18 protein-coding genes are annotated in these 19,623 nt (G+C 65.6%); 6 read left to right on the forward strand and 12 right to left on the reverse strand.

The features are described 5' to 3' along the window. Window positions 1-57: 57 nt before the first annotated feature. From HQN78_RS06840 to HQN78_RS06855, 4 genes are all read left to right on the forward strand, one after another. Window positions 58-1,863, forward strand: coding sequence for a putative nucleotidyltransferase substrate binding domain-containing protein (locus HQN78_RS06840; protein WP_235088704.1), 1,806 nt, complete (start codon window positions 58-60; stop codon window positions 1,861-1,863). Further along, on the forward strand, window positions 1,863-2,471 hold the full coding sequence (locus HQN78_RS06845) for a 3'-5' exonuclease (protein ID WP_235088706.1): 609 nt from the start codon (window positions 1,863-1,865) through the stop codon (window positions 2,469-2,471). Before HQN78_RS06840 ends, HQN78_RS06845 begins: the two co-directional genes overlap by 1 nt. A gap of 241 nt (window positions 2,472-2,712) precedes the next feature. Beyond that, on the forward strand, window positions 2,713-4,233 hold the full coding sequence (locus tag HQN78_RS06850; RefSeq protein ID WP_235088707.1) for an aldehyde dehydrogenase family protein: 1,521 nt from the start codon (window positions 2,713-2,715) through the stop codon (window positions 4,231-4,233). Window positions 4,234-4,574: 341 nt separating this feature from the next. Next, window positions 4,575-5,048: a class I SAM-dependent methyltransferase gene (locus HQN78_RS06855; protein ID WP_235088708.1), complete on the forward strand. Its 474-nt coding sequence runs from the start codon at window positions 4,575-4,577 to the stop codon at window positions 5,046-5,048. 51 nt (window positions 5,049-5,099) lie between these two features. Here HQN78_RS06855 and HQN78_RS06860 read toward each other — a convergent pair whose 3' ends face one another. The 12 genes from HQN78_RS06860 to HQN78_RS06915 all read right to left on the reverse strand — a co-directional run bounded on the left by HQN78_RS06860 (window position 5,100) and on the right by HQN78_RS06915 (window position 16,867). Beyond that, complete coding sequence (locus tag HQN78_RS06860; protein ID WP_235088709.1) at window positions 5,100-7,295, reverse strand: phosphocholine-specific phospholipase C; 2,196 nt, start codon at window positions 7,293-7,295, stop codon at window positions 5,100-5,102. Window positions 7,296-7,311: 16 nt separating this feature from the next. Continuing rightward, complete coding sequence (locus HQN78_RS06865; RefSeq protein WP_158274261.1) at window positions 7,312-7,488, reverse strand: hypothetical protein; 177 nt, start codon at window positions 7,486-7,488, stop codon at window positions 7,312-7,314. Between the two features lie 188 nt (window positions 7,489-7,676). Then, window positions 7,677-9,032, reverse strand: coding sequence for a cell envelope integrity protein CreD (creD, locus tag HQN78_RS06870; RefSeq protein ID WP_107798979.1), 1,356 nt, complete (start codon window positions 9,030-9,032; stop codon window positions 7,677-7,679). 115 nt (window positions 9,033-9,147) lie between these two features. Next, a complete protein-coding gene (creC, locus tag HQN78_RS06875; RefSeq protein ID WP_235088710.1) occupies window positions 9,148-10,566 on the reverse strand; it encodes a two-component system sensor histidine kinase CreC in 1,419 nt (472 codons plus the stop codon). Between the two features lies 1 nt (window position 10,567). After that, window positions 10,568-11,248, reverse strand: a complete 681-nt coding sequence (creB, locus tag HQN78_RS06880; protein WP_107798977.1) for a two-component system response regulator CreB — start codon at window positions 11,246-11,248, stop codon at window positions 10,568-10,570. Continuing rightward, on the reverse strand, window positions 11,245-11,709 hold the full coding sequence (gene nudB / locus HQN78_RS06885) for a dihydroneopterin triphosphate diphosphatase (RefSeq protein ID WP_235088711.1): 465 nt from the start codon (window positions 11,707-11,709) through the stop codon (window positions 11,245-11,247). Before nudB ends, creB begins: the two co-directional genes overlap by 4 nt. After that, entirely contained in the window at window positions 11,709-12,332 is a 624-nt protein-coding gene (locus HQN78_RS06890) for a response regulator transcription factor (RefSeq protein WP_019100757.1), read from the reverse strand. The genes nudB and HQN78_RS06890 overlap by 1 nt, the downstream gene beginning before the upstream one ends. An 18-nt stretch (window positions 12,333-12,350) precedes the next feature. After that, on the reverse strand, window positions 12,351-13,634 hold the full coding sequence (locus HQN78_RS06895) for a mechanosensitive ion channel family protein (protein WP_235088712.1): 1,284 nt from the start codon (window positions 13,632-13,634) through the stop codon (window positions 12,351-12,353). A 137-nt stretch (window positions 13,635-13,771) separates the two neighbouring features. After that, complete coding sequence (gene lolD / locus HQN78_RS06900) at window positions 13,772-14,482, reverse strand: lipoprotein-releasing ABC transporter ATP-binding protein LolD (RefSeq protein WP_235088713.1); 711 nt, start codon at window positions 14,480-14,482, stop codon at window positions 13,772-13,774. Beyond that, window positions 14,475-15,719: a lipoprotein-releasing ABC transporter permease subunit gene (locus tag HQN78_RS06905; protein WP_235088715.1), complete on the reverse strand. Its 1,245-nt coding sequence runs from the start codon at window positions 15,717-15,719 to the stop codon at window positions 14,475-14,477. Before HQN78_RS06905 ends, lolD begins: the two co-directional genes overlap by 8 nt. A gap of 72 nt (window positions 15,720-15,791) precedes the next feature. Beyond that, window positions 15,792-16,013: a hypothetical protein gene (locus HQN78_RS06910; RefSeq protein WP_048415208.1), complete on the reverse strand. Its 222-nt coding sequence runs from the start codon at window positions 16,011-16,013 to the stop codon at window positions 15,792-15,794. Between the two features lie 74 nt (window positions 16,014-16,087). Further along, window positions 16,088-16,867 carry a C40 family peptidase gene (locus HQN78_RS06915; RefSeq protein WP_235088718.1) on the reverse strand — a complete coding sequence of 260 codons (780 nt, stop codon included), beginning with the start codon at window positions 16,865-16,867 and terminating at the stop codon, window positions 16,088-16,090. A 229-nt stretch (window positions 16,868-17,096) separates the two neighbouring features. On the opposite strand from HQN78_RS06915, the gene HQN78_RS06920 reads away from it, so the two are divergent. Both HQN78_RS06920 and HQN78_RS06925 read left to right on the forward strand, forming a co-directional pair. Continuing rightward, complete coding sequence (locus HQN78_RS06920; RefSeq protein ID WP_227108318.1) at window positions 17,097-18,779, forward strand: AarF/ABC1/UbiB kinase family protein; 1,683 nt, start codon at window positions 17,097-17,099, stop codon at window positions 18,777-18,779. A 1-nt stretch (window position 18,780) separates the two neighbouring features. Next, window positions 18,781-19,593 (forward strand): hypothetical protein, encoded by an 813-nt coding sequence (locus tag HQN78_RS06925; RefSeq protein ID WP_235088720.1) that lies wholly within the window; start codon window positions 18,781-18,783, stop codon window positions 19,591-19,593. Window positions 19,594-19,623: the final 30 nt, after the last annotated feature.

A 19,623-nucleotide genomic window follows, 5' to 3' on the forward strand; every position in this document is an offset into this window, starting at 1 on the left:
CAAGCCCTTGCCGCCGGTGTTATGCTGGCGGCAATGTCTTGTTCCGCGAAGCCCGCCATGCAGCGATTCGACTTCAGCCACGCCCCATTCGACGCCCTGAGCCCAGACGAACGCCTGAGGCTGGAGGCTTGCGCCGACATCCTGTTCTACGCCGACGAGCAAACCGTGCTGGCGCCGGACGCGCCGGTCACCGCCCTGTACGTGGTGATCAAAGGCGTGGTCAGGGAAATGGCCGGCGACGAGGTCGTCACGCTGTACCGGGCGCAGGACGGCTTCGACGCCCGCGCCACCGCCGCCGGCCAGACTCGCCACCGCTTCATCGTCCAGGAGGAAGCGCTGCTCTACAGCCTGCCGCGCGCCGAAGTGCTGGCGCTGACCGAGAGCAACCCGCGCTTCGGCGCCTACTTTTACGCCAGTGTGTCGGAAAAGCTGGGCCGGCTGGCGCAAGGCGCCGGCCAGCGCGAACTGCAAACCCTGCTGGCGGCCACCGTGCGCGACGCAGGCGGACGCCAGCCGGTGTTCGTGGACGACGGCGCCAGCCTGCGCGACGCGGCGGCGGCGATGAAGGAACACAAATCCAAGTCCGTGCTGCTGCGCGGCGACGGGCGGCTGGGCATCCTCACCACCACGGACTTTCGCGACATCGTGCTGAACGGCGTGCCTTCGGACGCGCCGGCGGCGGAATACTGCCAGTACGAGCTGCTGACCATAGACATAGACGACTTCCTGTTCAACGCCCTATTGCTGATGACGCGGCGCAATTTGCGGCGCCTGGTGGTGACCGAGCGCGGCGAGCCGGTGGCCATGCTGGCCCAGGTGGACGTGCTGTCCTATTTTTCCAATCACTCCCACTTGATCGCGCAGCGGCTGGAGCGCGCGGCCACGCTGGACGAGCTGACGGAAGTGGCGGAGCAGATCCCGCGGCTGGTGCGCATCCTGTCCGGCCACGGCATCAAGGCGCTGCAGCTGGGCCGGCTGGTGCAAAGCCTCAACGCCCGCCTGTTCGCCCGCGCCTGGCGGCTGATCGCGCCGCCGGAGCTGGCGGCCAACAGCTGCCTGCTGGTACTGGGTTCGGAAGGCCGCGGCGAACAGATACTCAAAACCGATCAGGACAACGCGCTGCTGCTGCGCGACGGCGCGCCCTGGCCGCAACTGGAAGCCAGCTGCCAGGCCTTTTCCGCCGCGCTGTCCCGCTTCGGCTACCCGCCCTGTCCTGGCAACATCATGCTCAGCCACCCGGATTGGCGCTTCAGCGGCGCCGAGCTGCGCGACCGCCTGCACCGCTGGGTGCACAGCCCGGACGGAGACGCCTTGATGCGGCTGGCCATCTTCGTGGACGCGGAAGCCGTCTGCGGCGACGCCGCGCTGCTGGAAGACGCGCAAAACTATCTGCGCGCCACCTTGCGCGACGACGCCGGCTTCTTCTCTCGCTTCGCTCGCGCCATCGAACAATTCGACACTCCCTTGGGTCTGTTCTCCCATCTGCAAACCCGCGAACGCGACGGCCGGGCGGCGCTGGACTTGAAAAAAGGCGGCATCTTCCCGCTGGTGCACGGCATCCGCGCGCTGGCGCTGGAGTACGGGGTGAGCGAGAACAATTCACAGCAAAGACTGCAGGCGCTGGCGGCCCAGGGACGGCTGGAGCGAGGCCTGGCCGAGGACGCGGGCGAGGCGCTGTCCTATCTGATGCAACTGAGACTGGAGCAAGGGCTGGAACGGATGAGCGCCGGCAAGGCGGCCGACAATCTGCTGGAGCCGGACAAATTGTCCTCGCTGGAACGGGACCTGCTCAAAGACGCGCTGGGCGTGGTCAAACGATTCAAGACGCAGTTGCGCCACCATTACCGGCTGGGCAGTTTCTGATGCTGTCCGCCCTGCTGCGCCAATGGCAACGCCGCCGGCTGCGCGACCCGGCCTACGCCGGCATGTATAGCGAACACCCGGACGAACTGGTCAGCCTGGACTGCGAAACCACCAGTCTGAATCCGGCGGAAGCCGAGCTGCTGTCCATAGGCGCGGTCAAGCTGCGCGGCAACCGCATCCTCGCCAGCGAGGCGCTCTATCTCTTGGTGCGGCCGGAGCGCGCGCCGCAGTCGGACAATGTGCGCATCCACGGCCTGCGGCCCATCGACGTCAGCCAGGGCTTGGCGGCCCGGGACGCCGTGCGTCTGCTGCTGGACTTCATCGGCGGCCGGCCGCTGCTCGGCTATTACCTGGAATACGACCTGGCCGTACTCAACCGCTACGTCCGTCCCTGGCTGGGCGTGCCGCTGCCGCAGCGACGCATCGAGATTTCCGGCCGCTATTACGACTACAAGCTGCGGCAAAACCCGGACGCCCACATCGATTTGCGGCTGGCCAGCATCTGCCGGGATCTGGACATGCCCGCGCCGCCGCGCCACGACGCGCTCAACGACGCCATCAACGCGGCCATGCTCTATCTGGCGCTGAAACAGCGCGGCTACGGCTGATGCCTTGCCTTCAACTCTGCGCGCCACGCTTCACGACGCGCGGCGGACTGAATCGTTTCCCAACCCGCCATCGCCAGATCCGGCCCGACAAGACGGGCCGGCGGCGATGGCGCCGCCGTCTTTGAACGACACGGCCAATAGGACAGGTGACACGCCCGAACCGACGCATCGCATTCTACAATGCCCTGCTGCGCGCCCAAGCTTGCGCGGCAAGCGGTCTATCCACAACAGGAGAAACACCATGCGTTACGCTCACCCCGGCACGCCCGGCGCGTTGATCGCCTTCAAGCCCCGCTACGGCAACTATATCGGCGGCGAGTTCACGCCCCCGGTCCACGGCCAGCATTTCACCACCACCTCGCCGGTGAACGGCCAGCCCATCGCCGAATTTCCGCGCTCCGACGCCGCCGACATCGACAAAGCGCTGGACGCCGCCCATGCGGCCGCCGACGCCTGGGGCCAGACCTCGGCGCAACAACGTTCCTATCTGCTGCTGCAGATCGCCGACCGCATCGAAGCCAATCTGGAGGTGCTGGCCGTCACCGAAACCTGGGACAACGGCAAGCCGGTGCGCGAGACGCTGAACGCCGACATCCCGCTGGCGGCCGATCATTTCCGCTATTTCGCCGGCTGCATCCGCGCCCAGGAAGGCACGGCGGCGGAAATCGATCACAACACCATGGCCTATCACATCCACGAGCCGCTGGGCGTGGTGGGCCAGATCATCCCGTGGAACTTCCCCATCCTGATGGCGGCGTGGAAGCTGGCGCCGGCGCTGGCCGCCGGCAACTGCGTGGTGCTGAAACCGGCGGAACAAACGCCGCTGGGCATTTCCGTGCTGATGGAAGTGATAGGCGATCTGCTGCCGCCGGGCGTGATCAACGTGGTCCACGGCTTCGGCAAGGAGGCCGGCCAGGCGCTGGCCACCAGCAAGCGCATCGCCAAGATCGCCTTCACCGGCTCCACCCCGGTGGGCCGTCACATCCTGCAATGCGCGGCGGATAACATCATCCCGTCCACTGTGGAGCTGGGCGGCAAATCGCCCAACATCTTCTTTGAAGACATCATGCAGGCGGAACCGTCCTTCATCGAGAAGGCCGCCGAAGGCCTGGTGCTCGCCTTCTTCAATCAGGGCGAAGTCTGCACCTGCCCGTCCCGCGCCTTGGTGCAGGAATCCATCTATCCGGCCTTCATGGCCGAGGTGCTGAAGAAGGTGAAGGCGATCAAGCGCGGCGATCCGCTGGACACCGACACCATGGTGGGCGCCCAGGCCTCGCAGCAGCAGTTCGACAAAATCCTGTCCTATCTGGACATCGCGCGCCAGGAAGGCGCCGAGGTGCTGAGCGGCGGCAAGCTGGAACCGCTGGAGGGCGGCCTGGCGCAGGGTTATTACATCCAGCCCACCTTGTTGAAGGGCAATAACAAGATGCGGGTGTTCCAGGAGGAGATCTTCGGGCCGGTGGTCAGCATCGCCACCTTCAAGGACGAGGCCGAAGCCGTCGCCATCGCCAACGACACCGAGTTCGGCCTGGGCGCCGGGGTGTGGACCCGCGACATCAACCGCGCTTACCGCGTCGGCCGCGCGATCAAGGCCGGCCGGGTCTGGACCAACTGCTACCATCTCTACCCGGCGCACGCGGCCTTCGGCGGTTACAAAAAGTCCGGCATCGGCCGCGAAACCCACAAGCGCGCGCTGGATCACTATCAGCAGACCAAGAATCTGTTGGTGAGCTTTGACGGCAAGCCGCTGGGCTTCTTCTAGGAAGCTGTGCACGGCTAGCGAGATCGTGAACGGTTGTTAAACCCCAAAGCGCCGCGATGCGACAATCATCGCGGCGCTTCAGCTGCGCTTAAGCATTGTTTTCTAGCATGGCTTCTCCAGGACAAACCAGCATGTCAAACCGGAGAAAGTCCCATGCGCAGCCCTGATCCACTCGAAACCTCCCCGCCTTTTGCCCCATTTGCGCCAAAGCGCTGAACGCGCCCGCCGTCTGCCGGGCCCATTTGACCGCCCGCTCTCCCCGCCTGTTTCTTCGCGAATGGATAAACCGGCCCGGCCGGGTGGGCGCGGTCTGGCCCAGTTCCAAGCGCCTGGCGCAGTGCATGGCCGCCCAGACGCCGATATCCGGCACCGGTTTGGTGATCGAGCTGGGCGGCGGCACCGGCGCCATTACCCAGGCCTTGCTGGCGCAAGGACTGAGCCGCGAGCGCTTGCGGGTGGTCGAACGCTCTCCGGCCTTTGCCCGGCATCTGCGGCAGCGTTTCCCCTCGGTTCAGGTGATACAGGGCGACGCCGCGCGGCTGGCGGCCTTATTGCCGGAGCACGCGGCGATAGACGCCGTCGTCTCCAGCCTGCCGCTGCGCTCCCTGCCGCGGGCGGAAGCCTTGGCCATCGTCGAACAATGGCGTCGCGTATTGCCGGCCGGCGGCGCGCTGCTGCAATTCAGCTACGCCTTGCAGGCGTCGGCGGACTGGCTGGGCGCGGGTTTTGCGCTGCGCGACAGCCAACTGGTCTGGCGCAATCTGCCACCGGCCAGGGTGATGCGGTTCGAGCGCCTGGGCACGCCGGGCCATTAAAAAAGCGGCGCCGTCGGCGCCGCCCGTTTTAAACCGGCAAGACCGGCCGGCTCAGGACGTGGCCCACTGCTCGCCCTGCGCCGCGCCGCCCATCGCCGGATCGCTATAACCGTCGCGGCCGGTTTCCACCCGGCCGGCGAAGCGGCGGCTGAAGCCGGGGAACACCGGCGCGCTGACGCTGACGTCGTACCAGCCGTGACTGTCTTTCAACGGCCAGTTCAACACCGCCTCGCCCTGCGGCCCCACGGTGACGCGCTGCGGGTCGGTCTTGGCATAGGCGTTGGCGCGCACCAGGAACTCGCAGTTTTCGCGGCCGCTATTGTGCAGCTTCAGATAAACGTCGCCGGCGGCCGGGTCGTAACAGACCTGGATCTCCGGCTGCGCCTTGCTCACGCGGCCCAGTTGGCCGGCGTCGCCGCTGAAGTGGCGATGAAAGCCGTTGGGGCCCAGCACCCACAAATCGTAAAGGTTGGCGTCGTAATTGACCCGCCACAGCCCGGACAGCTGCTTGCCGGCCTCCACCGCGTAGCGGCGCGGCGGCGCGTCCAGATGGCGACGGTCGTACACGTGGAACACCGCCGCCGCCTTTCCGCTGTTGGCGAAGATCAATTCCACGGCGCCGGCGTTGCCGTCCACCCGCGCGCTGGCGTGCAGCTCGTAGGGCAAGGCGCGCGAGCGGCGCAGGCCGACGGCCTGGACCGGCAGTTCCGGCAAGGCCGGCGCGTTGGGCTTGGTGCGGCCGGGCAAGGCGCGCGCCCGCGCCGCCAGCGCGGCGGTGGCCGGCAGCTTGGGCAGCTCGGCGTTGGGGTTGACGAAGTCGAAACAGGACAGCAGATCGCCGCACACCGCGCGCCGCCAGGCGGTGATATTGGGCTCCTTGACGCCGAAGCGCTGTTCGATGAAGCGGATCACCGAGGTGTGGTCGAACACCTGGGAGTTGACCCACCCGCCGCGGCTCCACGGCGAGATCACGTACATCGGCACCCGCGGCCCCGGCCCGTAAGGCACGTGGATCAGGTCGGCGCGCTCATTGCCGGTTTCGCTGCTGCGCAGATGATGGTATTCGCCATCGGTGGCCACGGTGGATGCGCCGGCCAGCACCGCTTTGGCCGGGTCCGCGTCCCAGCTCAGATAACTGGGCGCGGCCGGCGGCGGCAGATGGTCGAAAAAGCCGTCGTTTTCGTCGAAATTGACCAGGAAAACCGTCTTGCTCCACACCTCGGGATTGGCGGTCAGCGCGTCCAGCACGCGGGCGGTGTAATCGGCGCCCTGCGCCGGGCTGGACGGGCCGGGATGCTCGGAACCGTCGGCGGTGGCGACGATGTAGCTGACCTGGGGCAGCCGGTTGGCCAACACGTCCTGACGCAGATCGTCCAGCGTCCAGGTGGACAAGCCCTTGCTCTTGAGCGCGGGCTTGGCGCCGGCCTCGCCGAAGTAGGCGGCGCGGAAGCTGCGGAAGCCGGCCACCGGGTTGTCGGTGAAGTTGTCGGCCATGTCCTGGTAAATCTTCCAGCTCACGCCGGCCGCTTCCAGCCGCTCGGCGTAGGTGCTGAAGGTGTAGCCGCCCTTGGGGTTGTAATCGACGGAGTCGTAGGCGTTGGCGATCACCGGGCCCTTGCCCTTCTGCAAGGGATCGTTGCCGCCGCACCACAGGAACACGCGATTGGGGTTGGTGCCGCCCTGAAACGCGCAGTGATAGGCGTCGCACAGGGTGAAGGCGTTGGCCAGCGCGTACTGGAACGGCAGGTCCGTCTCCTTGAAGTAGCCCATGGCGTGGTTCTGCTTATAGGTGGGCCAGGCGTTCATCACGCCCTTGCCCCAGGCGTATTGCGCGTCCGACCACACATGCGGCGTGCCTTCCACCCGCATATAGGCGAAAGTCTGGGCGGTGTTGAGGTGGAACGGCGCCACCACTCGCGGCGGCGTGGCGCTGTTCCCCTGATTGGTCTGATACCAGACGGTCTTGCGCTTGAGCAAGGCGCTGTCGGCCAGCGGCAGCGGGAAGCGGTCGCCAAAGCCGCGCACCCCGGCCAGGCTGCCGAAGTAATGGTCGAAGGCGCGGTTTTCCTGGGTCAGGATCACGATGTGCTCGACATCCTGAAGGGTGCCGGTGCGGTTGTTGGCGGGAATGGCCAGCGCGCGCTGGATGGACGCCGGCAGCAGGGACAAGGTCAAGGAACTGGCGGCCAGCGCGCTGCCGCGCTTGATGAACTGGCGGCGGGAAGCGGAAACGGGAGTGTCGGTCATGGCGGGCTATCCGGGTTCAGGGCGCGCAGCGCAGCGTGGCCGGCGGCTTGGTTTGATTGGAATTGCCGTTGCCCGGTTGGCCGGCTTGGTCCTGATTGTCGCCCAGGCAGCCGGCGAGCGCGGCCGCCAGCAGACAGGCGGCCAGCCGGCGCGCCCAAAGGGCGGAGCTGGGCGAAAGAGTGGTGAGCGTCATCGGGGTGCAATCGTCTTGTGGCGGCGCGCCGCGCCGCGGTGAAAAACCAAGGGCCCGGGGCGGAATCCCAGGCCCTTGCCCAGCCCGGCGACGAGGCCGGGCGGGAAAACGATAGCGAGAACGCGTTACCTAATGATGTCGGTTTTGTGAATTAGCCAAAAAATGCTTTTGTCAATGCGTTGGCGCGCTCAAGGCTGGGGCGGCTCCAGCGGCGCGGCGGCCTCCTCGCTCCGCGCGGAGAAACGATACCAATCCAGCCGCCGGGTCAGCGTCATGATGGCGGTCAGCGCGGCGAAGAGCAGCAGGCTGCCCAGCAGCAAGGCGTTGTCTTCGGACTGCAAGAGGCCGTACAGCACCGCGTACAACAGGCTGATCAGTCCGGCGAAACCAAGGCCTCGTTTCCAGCCGCCCAGGATGTGGCTGACGTAAAAGCCTATCTGTCCGACGCAGGCCGTTGCCGCCAACAGATAGGCCGGCCCGAAGCCCAGGTGTTCGGACAAGGCCAGCAGAATCAGGAAAAACATCACCAGCGCCATGCCCACCAGCACGTACTGGATGGGGTGCACGCGCAGGCTGCGCAGCGTTTCCAGCAGGAAGAAGGACAAGAAGGTCAGACCGATGAACAGCACCGCGTATTTGACCGAGCGTTCGTTCTGCTGGTACTGGTCCACCGGCTGCACCAGGCCGGTGCTGAAGGACGGCAAGGCGCTCAGCCCGGATTTCCCGTCGCTAAAGGCGGCCTGCTGGAAACGGTCGTTCAGATTATTGGCGAACCAGCTGCTCTCCCATTGCGCCTTGAAGCCCTTGGCGTCCACGCTGCGCTGCACCGGCAGGAAGTTGCCGATGAAGCTGGGGTGCGGCCAGTTGGACGTCAGGCTCAGCGTGCTGCTCTCGCCCACCGGCACATAGCTGATGCTGCGCGTGCCCTGCAAATTGAGTTGGAAGGCGAACGGCAACGTCTGCGGCTTGGCGAAGTCCAGCAACTGCGGCAGCGGCGCGTGTATGCCCTCGCTCATCCGCGGCAGGCCGGCGCCGGCCGCGAACGGATGCGGCTTGCCGCCGGCGCTCAGCTGCGGCACTTTGCCGATGCCGCGCGGATCGCTGATGCCCACCGCCAGATAGGGGGTTTTCAGCTGAATCGACGGTTTGAGCAGCTCAGGCTGCGGCGGGATCTCGAAATGGCCGCTGAAACCGGCCTCGCTGCCGAAGATCAGCGCCTGATAAATGCCCAGCGAACGCGGGCTGACCTTGAGCTTGCCGTCCACCGCCAGCTGGCGCGGCAGCACATAGCGTTCCAGTTCGTGCTTGACGCTTTGCGTCTTGCCGTTCTGTTTCTCCTCCACGGTTTCCACATAGGGGATCACCAGCACCGGGCCGATCACGGTTTGCTCGCCGCTGGTGCTGGCCACCACTTTTTCCACCGCTTCTTCCTGGTAGTGCTTGCGCTCGGAAATCAGATTGCTGATCGCGCTCACCGGCACCAGCAGCGCCAAAGACAGCGCCAGCAGGATCAGTATCTTGGTCAATAAGGGGTTTTTTTTCATCGCTTGTCTCCTGGTTGCATGACGGGGGACAGCCTAAATCCAGGCGATGAAGCGGGAATGAGCCTGTGTGAAGTCTCGGTGAAGTTGGCCGAAGCCACTCGCTATCGAAGCGGGCTCAGCCCGCCGGCAGCCACAGCCGCGCCTCGGCGCCGCCGTCGGCGTGGTTGGCCAGTTCGGCGCGGCCGCCGTGCAGCTGGGCCACTTCGCGCACCAGGCTCAGGCCCAGGCCAGTGCTCTTGCCGCTGTCCGGCCGCGGCAGAGAATAAAAGCGCTCGAACACCCGTTCCAGCGCGTAATCCGGCACGCCCGGCCCGTGGTCGCGCACGCGGAGCAGATAACCGCCCTCTTCCGGCGCGCCGCTCAATTCGATGACGCCGCCCGGCGGGCTGAACTCCAGCGCGTTGTCCAATAGATTGGACAGCGCCTGCGCCAGCAGCAGGCGGTCCGCGTTCAGCCGGGCCGGCGCCAGCCGGCAAACCAAGCTCACGCCGCGCCCGGCGGCGGCCAGCGCCTTGCCGTCCACGGTTTCCGCGATCAAGGCCGGCCAGTCCAGCGGCTGGGCGTCCGGCCGCAGCCGCGACTCCACCCGCGCCTGCCACAGCAGCCTTTCGATCAACTGCTGCATGCGCAGGCTCTGCGCCAGGATGTTGTCGACGAAGCGGCGGCGCGTGTCCGGCGGCGGGTCTTCCCGCAGCAGTTCGCCGGCGCCCCGTATCGCCGCCAGCGGGCTTTTCAATTCATGGCTCAGCGTGTGCACATAGCCTTCCACATAGGCCTTGCCCTCCAGCTTGCGCCGCATCGCCTCCACCGCCAGGCCCAGGCTGTCCAGTTCCGGGCTGCCCAGCCGCGGCACATTGGCCGGCTGGCCGGCCGCCACCGCCTCGGCGTAGCCCACCAGCCGGCGGATGGAGCGGTTGATCCACCACACCATCACCGCGCCTATCAGCAAGGCCGCGCCCAGCAGCGCGCCGCCGGCCAGCATGATCTTGCGCTCGCTGCGGCGGATCACCGGCTCCATCGTCACATTGGGCTTGGACACGGTCAGCGAGCCGACGATGCGCCCGTCCAGGCGCACCGGGGCGGCCACATGCATCACGCTGCTGTTTTCGTCGTCCGGCCTGCTGCGGGTGCTGCGCGCGCCGTATTCACCGCGCAGCGTGCGGTAGACGTCGTTCCAGCGCGAGTAGTCCCGCCCCAGATCGCGGCCGCTGGAGTCGAAAATCACCACGCCGCGCGCGTCGGTGACGTAGACGCGGAACTCCATATTGTTTTTGACGATGCCGGAAATATTGGCGGCGATGGGCGGCCGCGCCTTGTCGCGGAAGGCGCGGGCCAGCCGTCCCTTGACGATGTCGCCGTCGGCCAGGTCGGCGGCGGCGATGCCGGCCAGCACATTGGCGCTGTCCACCAGCGTGCCCTCGGTGGCGCGCCGCACGCCCGGCTTCACTTCCTGGGTGAAAATGGCCAGCACGAACCAGCCGGCCACCGCCACGATCAGGAAATAGCCGAGGAACAGCCGCAGGCCGAAGCGCATCTCACTCGCCCAGGCTGTAACCCAGGCCGCGGTGGGTCTGGATGGGCTGGGCATCGGGGTCGATGTCGCGCAGCTTGGCGCGCAGGGTCTTGACGTGGGTGTCCACGGTACGGTCGAAGCTGTCCTCGGCGTCGCGCCACACCCGCTCCATCAGCTGCTGGCGCGAAAACACCCGGCCCGGCTCCGCCAGCAGGGTTTTCAGCAGCAGGTATTCATAGCGGGTCAGGTTCAGCTTGCGGCCGGCGAAATGGACGCAGGCGCGCGCCTCGTCCAGTTCGAAACCGGCGGGCGCCGGCGCGGCGGCCGGCGCCTGGCCCTTGGCGTAGCGCCGCAGGATGGTGCGCGCGCGGGCGCTGACTTCGCGCGGCGAAAACGGCTTGGCCACATAGTCGTCGGCGCCGATCTCCAGGCCGATGATGCGGTCCATTTCCTCGCTGCGGGCGGTCAGGAACATCAGCGGCACATCGGCGCGCTCGCGCAAACGGCGGCACAGGTCGAAACCGTTGATGTCCGGCAGGCCCACGTCCAGGATGCACAGCGCCGGGACGGCCCGCTCCAGCCGCTCCAGCAGCGGCAGGCCGCGCTCGAACCACTCGACGTCGAAACCGTCCGTCTCCAGCGTGTAAATCAGGGTGTCGGCGATGCCGGCCTCGTCCTCGGCCAGCCAGATCAGCGGCTTCATGGCCGCGCCGGCGCCGGCGCCAGCCTGTGCGGCAACAGCCGCAGCGCCTCGGCGTTGGACGGCGAAAACACCTTGTCGGCGGCCGCGTCCCACGGCAGCCAGAGCTGGGCCAGATGCTCGCGCGGAGCCAGCGTCACCGTCTGCGGCCGCTCCAGGCACAGGCCGAACACATGCTCGTCGTTGTGGGTGACGCCGTCCGGATAACGGTGGCGCCAATGCGGATAGATTTCGTAGCGGTTGACCAGGCCCCAGTCGCTGAGCCGGGCGTCTTCGCGCGCCAGGATCAGGCCGGTTTCCTCGGCCAGTTCGCGCAGCGCGGTGTCGCGCAAGGCTTCCTCGCCTTCGCGGCTGCCGGTCACGGATTGCCAGTAGCCGGGCTTGTCGGCGCGTTCGATCAACAGCGCCTGGCCGTCCGCGGTGTGAATCACCACCAGCACCGACACCGGTTGTTTGTCGCCCATCAGCGCTTGCCTCCGTTGGCCGGGCTCTGGCTGGCCAGCAGGCCGGCCAGCTCCACCGCGGATTTGACGCCCATCTTGTCGAACACGCGGGCGCGGTGCACTTCCACCGTTTTCATGCTGATGGTCAGTTCCTCGGCGATCTGCTTGTTGAGCTTGCCTGTGAGGATCAGCTGCATCACTTCGCGTTCGCGGTCCGTCAGCAAGGACAGCGCGGCGGACACCTTGCTGCGGCGGCCGTGCAGCAGGCGGTTCTGCTCGTCGCGCAGCACCGCGGCCTCGGCACGCTCCAGCAAACGCTCGTCGTCGAAAGGCTTTTCCATGAAATCCAACGCGCCCAGCTTCAGCGCCGCCACCGCGTGCGGCACGTCGCCGTGGGCGGTGAGCATGATCACCGGCGGACAGTAAGGCCAGCCGGCCAGCTTTTCCAGCAGCATGATGCCGCTCATGCCGGACAAGCGCAGGTCCAGGATGATGCCGTTGAAGTCGCCGCCGTCCGGGCAGGCCAGAAACTCCTCCGCGCTGTCGAAGCCGCTGGCCAGATAACCCTGGCCGTCCAGCAGCCATACCAGCGACTCCCGCACCGCGGCGTCGTCGTCTATGATTGCCAAGCGTTTGCCTGCCATGGCGGCGTCTCCCCTGCCTTAGTCTTGCGGCTTATCGTTGAGAATGCGGATTTCCCGCTGCGGGAACGGCATTTGTATGCCATGTTGCTGGAACAGCCGCCAGATTGCCATATTCAGATCGGATTTCAAGCCCATGAAACCGTTTTCCGGGTCCGCCACCCAAAAGCCCAGCTCCAGATTGATGCTGCTGTCGGCAAACAAGGTGACGAAGCCGCGCGGCGCCGGGTCCTTCTGCACTCGCGGATGGTCGGCCGCCTGCTGCAACAGCGCCAGCGCCTTGTCCAGATCCGTGCCGTAAGCCACGGACACCGGCAAGCTGGTCCACATGCTCTTGTCGGAATAGGACTGGTTGACCACGGTATTGGACATCAGCGAATCGTTGGGAATCAGCGCCTCGGTGCCGTCCGCGCCCTTGAGCACCACGTAGCGGGAAGTCATCTTGGTCACGTAGCCGACGCGGTTCTCCACCATCAGCCGGTCGCCGATGCGGATAGAGTGGTCCAGCAGGATGATGAAGCCGGACACGAAGTTGCTGGCGATCTTCTGCAAGCCGAAACCCAGGCCGATACCCACCGCGCCGCCGAACACCGACAGCACGGTCAGATCGATGCCCACCACCGGCAGCGCGATCAGCACCGCGGCGATCAGCAGCCCGGTTCGGGTCAGCTTGGCGAACACGATGCGCAAGCTGGGGTCCAGATGCTTCAAATTCATCAAGCGGGATTCGATCAGACGGCTGGCCCACAAGGCCACCACCACGATGATGGACACCCACAACAGACCGTTGAGTATGGTCAGCATGTTCAGACGGCTTTTACCCACCGAGAACGACATCGATTCCAGCCACTCGATCACCACCATGTCGAAGCCGATGGCCCAGCTGACAAAGCCCAGCCACAGCACCGTGGCTAGGAAATGCTCGGTATGGCGTTCGAAACGCCCCTTGGGCAGCGCCTGACGCACCACCGCGCAGCACAGCCGGATCAGGGTCAGCCAGAACAGCATCGCGCTCAGCAAGTGCAGCACCATCGCGCGCTCGTGCAGCAGATGCACCCAGGCGGAGCGGGACAGCATCACCAGCGCCTGCGCCGCCACCGGCAACACCAGACGGAAGCCCACATAGGGCAAGAAGCGCTCATAGCGCTCCGGATTGTGATCAAAAAACTGTTTGAAGGCGAAACGGGCCAGATAGAAAGCGATGAACACGCACAAGACGCCTATCGCCGACTCCATCAGGCCGGACGGGGTTTGCAAAATATCCAGCAAGGCATCGAAGTCGATTTCTTCACGCTTGAACAGCAATGTGGTTTCTCCCAGAGTTGGTTTGCTCGGTTTTCAAAGCACCGGCTCAAAGTCTAGCGAGCAGAAGCGGGGCCGCCGCCAAGGGCGGACCGACGCGCCGCTCGCCTTGCGACGGAGCGTGAACCGGTTTCTAAACATCAAAGCGCCTGGCCGGCGGCCGCGCGCTCCTGCTCCATATCCATCAGCCGGCCCTCGTTCAGCCGCAGCGTGCGCTGAGTGCGCGCCGCCAGCTCCAGATCGTGGGTGACGATGATCAGGCTGGTGCCCAGCGTGCGGTTCAGCTCCAGCATCAGATCGAAGACCTGCTTGGCGGTGTGCACGTCCAGATTACCGGTGGGCTCGTCCGCCAGCAGGCAGGCGGGCCGGGTCACCAGCGCGCGCGCAATCGCCGCCCGCTGACGCTCGCCGCCGGACAGTTCGCCCGGTTTGTGCTGCAAGCGCTGACCCAGGCCCACGCGGCCCAGCATCTCGCCGGCCTCCCGCTCGGCCTGCTTGCGCGGCATGCGGCGGATCAGCAGCGGCATCATCGCGTTTTCCAGCGCGCTGAATTCCGGCAGCAGATGATGGAACTGATAGACAAAGCCCAAGGAAGCGTTGCGCATCCGGCCGCGCTCCGCCTCGGACATCGTCGCCAGATCCCGCCCCAACACCTCCACGCGGCCCTGGCTGGGCGTGTCCAGCCCGCCCAAGAGGTGCAGCAGCGTGCTCTTGCCGGAGCCGGACGCGCCGACGATGGCCAGGCTGGCGCCCTTCTCCACCGTCAGGCTGACATCGGACAACACCGTCAGCTGCAGCTTGCCTTCGTTATAGGACTTGCCCAGCCCTTGGCACGACAACACATTACTCATAGCGCAAGGCCTCCGCCGGTTGCGTGCGCGCCGCGCGCCAGCTGGGGTACAGCGTGGCGAACAAGGCCAGCAACAGGGAAATCAGGGTGATGGTGGACACATCGCCCCACTGCACGTCGGACGGCAGGTAGTCGATCATATACACCTCGCTGGACAAAATCTTGCTGCCGATGACGCGTTCGATCAGCGGCACGATCACGTCCAGGTTCAAGGCGATCAACACGCCCGAGGCCACGCCGGACAAGGTGCCCAGCACCCCGGCCACCGAACCCTGAATCATGAAGACTTTCATGATGCTGGCCGGCGACGCGCCCAGGGTGCGCAAAATGGCGATATCCGCCTGCTTGTCCGTCACCACCATCACCAGCGTGGACACCAGATTGAACGCCGCCACCGCCACGATCAGCGTCAGGATGATGGTCATCATCCTTTTTTCGATCTGCACCGCGCGGAAGTAATTGGAATTGGTGTCGGTCCAATCCGTCACCAGGTTTTGCGGCAGCTTAGCGCGCAGCGCCTGCTTCACCGTGGGCGCCAGCATCGGATCGTCCAGCTTGAAGCGCACGCCGCTGACGCTGTCCCCCATCCGCGACAACACCTGGGCGTCGCGCAGGTTCACCATCGCCAAGGTGGAGTCGAACTCGAACATGTCCACCTTGAAGATGCCCACCACGGTGAACTGCTTGGAACGCGGCAACATGCCCGCCGGCGTGATCATGCCCTGCGGCACGAAGAGCATCACCTTGTCGCCCAGGCCCACATTGAGCTGGCGCGCCAGCTCCGCGCCCAGCGCCACGCCGAACTCGCCGGGGCGCAAATTCTCCAGCTTGCCGGTCACCATGTGCTGGCCCACGTCCACCACCTTGTCCTCCAGCGCCGGCTCGATGCCGCGCACCAGGCCGCCGCGCACATTGCCGTAAGCGGTAAACAGGCCCTGGCTGTTGACGAAGGGCGCGCCGGCCTGCACATGCGGCTGCGCGCCGCCCAGCTGGGCCACCTGCCGCCAATGATCCAGCCGGCCGTCGTAAGTGCTCACCTCCAGATGCGAGGCCACGCTCAGAATGCGGCCGCGGATTTCCTTCTGGAAGCCGTTCATCACCGACAGCACGATGATCAGCGCGGCCACGCCCAGGGCGATGCCGACGATGGAAATCAGGGAAATGAAGGAAATGAAACCGTTGCGGCGCTTGGCCCGCAGATAACGCAGGCCGATAAAGGCTTCAAAAGGCCACTGCATCAAAAAAGCTCCTTTCCGGAGCGAGTCGCGGGCTCGCCGCGCGTAGCCCGAGGGGGTGGATGAAAACGGCGCTCAGCGCCCTTGATAAGGGTTGTGCAGGCTTTGCATCACCTGCACCAGGAAATCCTTGACCTGGCCTTCGTCGCAGCCCATCAGCACCGCGTCCTCCAAGGCGTCCTGCGCCAATTGGGCCAGCTCCTCCAGGTTTTCCTGCATCACTTTCAGCTTCTCCACGCAGGCCACCACATTGCCTTGCGGGTCTTTCCACACCGGTATGTCCACTTTCAATGCCATCGTTTCGCTCCAAAGCACATTGCCCGCAACGCGGGCAATGTTGTTCCTGCATCCTTATCAGCTTAAGCCGCCAATCAACGCTTGGCTTTTTTCTTGGCGCCGCCGGCCGCCTTGCCGCCCTTCTTGGCCGCGGCTTTGCCGCCGCTCTTGCCGGACTTCTTGGCTTCGGCCTTGTCGCCCTTCTTGGCGGAGACCTCCGGCTTGCACTTCTTGCCCTTGCGGCACTTCGCCGCCGGAGCGCTTACCGCCGCGGCCTTGCGCGTCGGCGTCGCCACGGTCAGATCGTCGGAAGTGTCCGCCGCCTGCGCCGCCGTGCTGCGGTTCACCCGTCGCGCGCCGTTGAAGCGGCCGTTCCAGTAGCTCTGGTTGATGTTGGCCACTTCGATATTCTTGCCGGTGCGCGGCGCGTGGATGAATTTGCCGTTGCCCATATACATGCCGACATGGGAATAACTGAAGCCGCGGGTATTGAAAAAGACCAGATCGCCGGGCACGAGTTCGCTGCGGTTGATGGATTTCCCAACGCGGGCCATTTCAGCGGAAGTGCGCGGCAGATTCACTTTCAAGGACTTTTGAAACACATAGCGGATGAAGCCGCTGCAATCCAGGCCGTTTTCCGGCGAGTTGCCGCCGAAACGATAGGCCACGCCCAATAGGCTCATGGCTTGCAACAACAAATCCCCCACCGCGTCTTCCGCGGGGGAGGAGAATTTCGAGATGGGGTCGTCCTGGCCAGACTGCGCGCTAGCTTCCGCCGCGGGGCGCCCTTCCGGAGGGGCCTTTTCCGGCGCCGCTTCAGCGAATACCATAAAGCCCGCCAGCACCAGAGTCATTAAGCGGAGTTGCAATTTCATAGGCCGAACTCTATCGGACGGGGGCGGTAGTGTAAAGCCGCAGGCAGGCCGTTTCCAGCGCTTTGGGCCGGCCCGCTTGAACCTTGGACGAGACAGCCGGCACTAATGGCGTACAATCCATCGCACTGGCATGGCCGGCGGCGAAACCGCGCGACGGGACGGCGCCGGCGCGCCCGGACGGCAAGCCTTTGTTTTTGAGCGAAAACCCAATGCCCACAAGGCAGAACCGATGCTGAGAGAAACCCTGATCGCCATGCGCGACCTGCCGCGACTGAAGGAAATCAGCGGCATTCTGATCCGTCACGGCCTGGGCGAATTCGCCCAAAGGCTAAAATTACCGCGCGCGGTGGAAAAGGCCGGCCAATGGCTGAACCTCAACCTGCCGGAGGCGGAAAACCGCCCGCCCACCCCGGTGCGCGTGCGCCTGGCCTTTGAAGAACTGGGCCCCACCTTCATCAAGCTGGGCCAGATTCTCTCCACCCGCGTGGACGTGTTCCCACCGGACTGGATCGCCGAGTTTGAAAAACTGCAGAACAGGGTGCCGCCGGTGCGTCCGGAAGCGGTGCGCCGCCTGGTCAAGGCCGCGCTGGGCGACGAGCCTGAAAACGTGTTCGCCCACTTTGACTTCAACCCCATAGGCTCCGCCTCCATCGCCCAGGTGCACCGCGCCACCCTGCACGACGGCAGCGACGTGGCGGTGAAACTGCGCCGCCCCGGCATTGTGGACAAGGTGGAAGCGGACCTGCGCATCCTCAACCACCTGGCCGGCCTGCTGGAACTGGAATTTCCCGACGTGCGCCGCTTTCAGCCGGTGGAAATCGTCGGCCAGTTCGCCCGCTCGCTGAAGCGGGAAATGGACCTGGCGGTGGAAGCCCGCAATTCAGAACGCTTCGCCCGCGACTTCGCCGACGATCCGGAAGTCCAGGTACCCAAGGTCTATTGGGACTACACCAACGCCGCCGTCAACGTGCAGGACTACATCGCCGGCGTGCCGGCCGCCCGGCTGGAACAACTGGCCGACAGCGGCCTGGACCCGGTGCTGCTGGCCCAGCGCGGCGCGGACGCGGTGTTGAAGATGATTCTGATCCACGGCTTCTTCCACGCGGACCCGCATCCGGGCAACGTCTTCTTCCTGCCCGAACACCGCATCGCCTTCATCGACTTCGGCATGGTGGGCCGCATCAGCCATGGCCGCCGCGATGAAATCGTCGATCTGCTCGCCGCCGTGGCCAACCGCGACGAAGCCGGCATCATCGACGTGCTGATCGAATGGACCGGCAACACCCCGGTCAACGAACGCCAGTTCGCCCACGACGTGGGCGAGTTCCTGTTCCAGTACGAACACGTGCCGCTCAAGGGCATCAACATCAGCCAGCTGATCGCCGACATCATGGCGCTGATCCGCGACCACTCCATCCTGCTGCCGCCGGACATGGCCATGTTGTTCAAGGCGCTGATCACCCTGGAAGGCCTGGGCCGCCAGCTGGACCCGGATTTCCAGCTCATCGCCCACATCACCCCCTTTGTGCGCGAGCTCTCCATCGCCCGCTACCACCCGGCGGCCCTGCTCAAACGCGGCCGCCATTCGCTGGGCGAAGCGCTGGCCATGCTCTCCAGCCTGCCGCGAGACCTGATGCGCATGGGCAAGGACATGCGCCACGGCAAGTTCCGCGTCAATCTGGACCTGCAGCGACTGGACAGTTTCGGCCGTCAACTGGACCGCAGCACCAACCGGCTGACCATGGGCATCGTCACCGGCTGTCTGATCATCGGCTCCTCCATCGTGATGACCGTCAACGCCGGGCCCAAGCTGTTCGGCCTGCCCTTCTTCGGCTTCGTCGGCTTCATGCTGGCCATGTTCAACAGCGTGTGGCTGGTATGGGCCATCTGGCGCTCCGGCAAGGAATTGTGACATGAGATCGAAACAGAAAACCCTATTGGCGGTCGCGCTGCTGGGCCTCGCCGCCGCGGCCAACGCCGCCGACGTGATCACCCTCAACTGGCGCGATGGCGACGAAGTGGCCGCCGCCTTGCGGCCGCAACTGCGCGACGGCGAAAAACTGGGCGCGCTGGGCAACCAGCTGATCCTGGACGCCCCGCCCGGCCGCAGCGCGGAACTGCGCCGGCTGATCCGCCAGCTGGACGTCAAATCCTCGTCCCTGCTGGTGGAAGTGGCCCAGGATGGCGTCAGCCGAGAAAGCAAATCCGCGGTGCAATTGGGCGGCCAGGTACAGGGCGGCGGCTACAGCATCAGCACCGGCAAGCCGATGACGCTGCGCCCCGGCAGCCAGGTGGTGATCGCCGGCGGTGCCAGCCAGTCCAACACCCGGCTGCAGGCCAGCCAGGCCTTGCGTATGCTGGACGGCAAGACCGGCTTCATCGAGATAGGCAGCAGCCGGCCGCTGCCCTGGCTGATGTTCGGCCCTGACGGCCGGCCGGTGGTGGGCGTGCGCTACCAGGACGCCGTCACCGGCTTCTACGCCCGGCCGCGGCTGCACGGCCAGCGGGTGACGCTGGAACTGGCCACCAGCCAGCAAGCCTTCAACGGCCAGAACCTGGACAGCGCCAAATTGGCCACCACCGTGGAAGGCGCGGTGGGTGAATGGCTGACCGTGGGCGGCATAGGCCGCGACCAAGGCGGCCAGGAAACCGTGCTCATCGGCGTCAGCCGCAGCAATGTGCAGCTGGAGCGCAGCATCAAGGTGCGAGTGACGCCGGCGCAATAAGAACCTGTTTACGATCTGCTGCGCGTCGGT

This window comes from Chromobacterium sp. Beijing, from assembly GCF_021496765.1.
GTDB lineage: Bacteria > Pseudomonadota > Gammaproteobacteria > Burkholderiales > Chromobacteriaceae > Chromobacterium.

Bases quoted from the DNA above. Each gene is read 5' to 3' on its own strand.
- HQN78_RS06925 (WP_235088720.1), top strand. From the start codon at position 18,781: ATGAGATCGAAACAGAAAACCCTATTGGCGGTCGCGCTGCTGGGCCTC.
- creC (WP_235088710.1), bottom strand. From the start codon at position 10,566: ATGCGCTTCGGCCTGCGGCTGTTCCTCGGCTATTTCCTGATCGTGGCG.
- HQN78_RS06890 (WP_019100757.1), bottom strand. From the start codon at position 12,332: ATGGCAGGCAAACGCTTGGCAATCATAGACGACGACGCCGCGGTGCGG.
- creD (WP_107798979.1), bottom strand. From the start codon at position 9,032: ATGAAAAAAAACCCCTTATTGACCAAGATACTGATCCTGCTGGCGCTG.
- HQN78_RS06855 (WP_235088708.1), top strand. From the start codon at position 4,575: ATGGCCGCCCAGACGCCGATATCCGGCACCGGTTTGGTGATCGAGCTG.
- HQN78_RS06905 (WP_235088715.1), bottom strand. From the start codon at position 15,719: ATGCAGTGGCCTTTTGAAGCCTTTATCGGCCTGCGTTATCTGCGGGCC.
- HQN78_RS06845 (WP_235088706.1), top strand. From the start codon at position 1,863: ATGCTGTCCGCCCTGCTGCGCCAATGGCAACGCCGCCGGCTGCGCGAC.
- lolD (WP_235088713.1), bottom strand. From the start codon at position 14,482: ATGAGTAATGTGTTGTCGTGCCAAGGGCTGGGCAAGTCCTATAACGAA.
- HQN78_RS06910 (WP_048415208.1), bottom strand. From the start codon at position 16,013: ATGGCATTGAAAGTGGACATACCGGTGTGGAAAGACCCGCAAGGCAAT.
- HQN78_RS06915 (WP_235088718.1), bottom strand. From the start codon at position 16,867: ATGAAATTGCAACTCCGCTTAATGACTCTGGTGCTGGCGGGCTTTATG.
- nudB (WP_235088711.1), bottom strand. From the start codon at position 11,709: ATGGGCGACAAACAACCGGTGTCGGTGCTGGTGGTGATTCACACCGCG.
- HQN78_RS06920 (WP_227108318.1), top strand. From the start codon at position 17,097: ATGCTGAGAGAAACCCTGATCGCCATGCGCGACCTGCCGCGACTGAAG.
- HQN78_RS06850 (WP_235088707.1), top strand. From the start codon at position 2,713: ATGCGTTACGCTCACCCCGGCACGCCCGGCGCGTTGATCGCCTTCAAG.
- HQN78_RS06865 (WP_158274261.1), bottom strand. From the start codon at position 7,488: ATGACGCTCACCACTCTTTCGCCCAGCTCCGCCCTTTGGGCGCGCCGG.
- creB (WP_107798977.1), bottom strand. From the start codon at position 11,248: ATGAAGCCGCTGATCTGGCTGGCCGAGGACGAGGCCGGCATCGCCGAC.
- HQN78_RS06840 (WP_235088704.1), top strand. From the start codon at position 58: ATGCAGCGATTCGACTTCAGCCACGCCCCATTCGACGCCCTGAGCCCA.
- HQN78_RS06860 (WP_235088709.1), bottom strand. From the start codon at position 7,295: ATGACCGACACTCCCGTTTCCGCTTCCCGCCGCCAGTTCATCAAGCGC.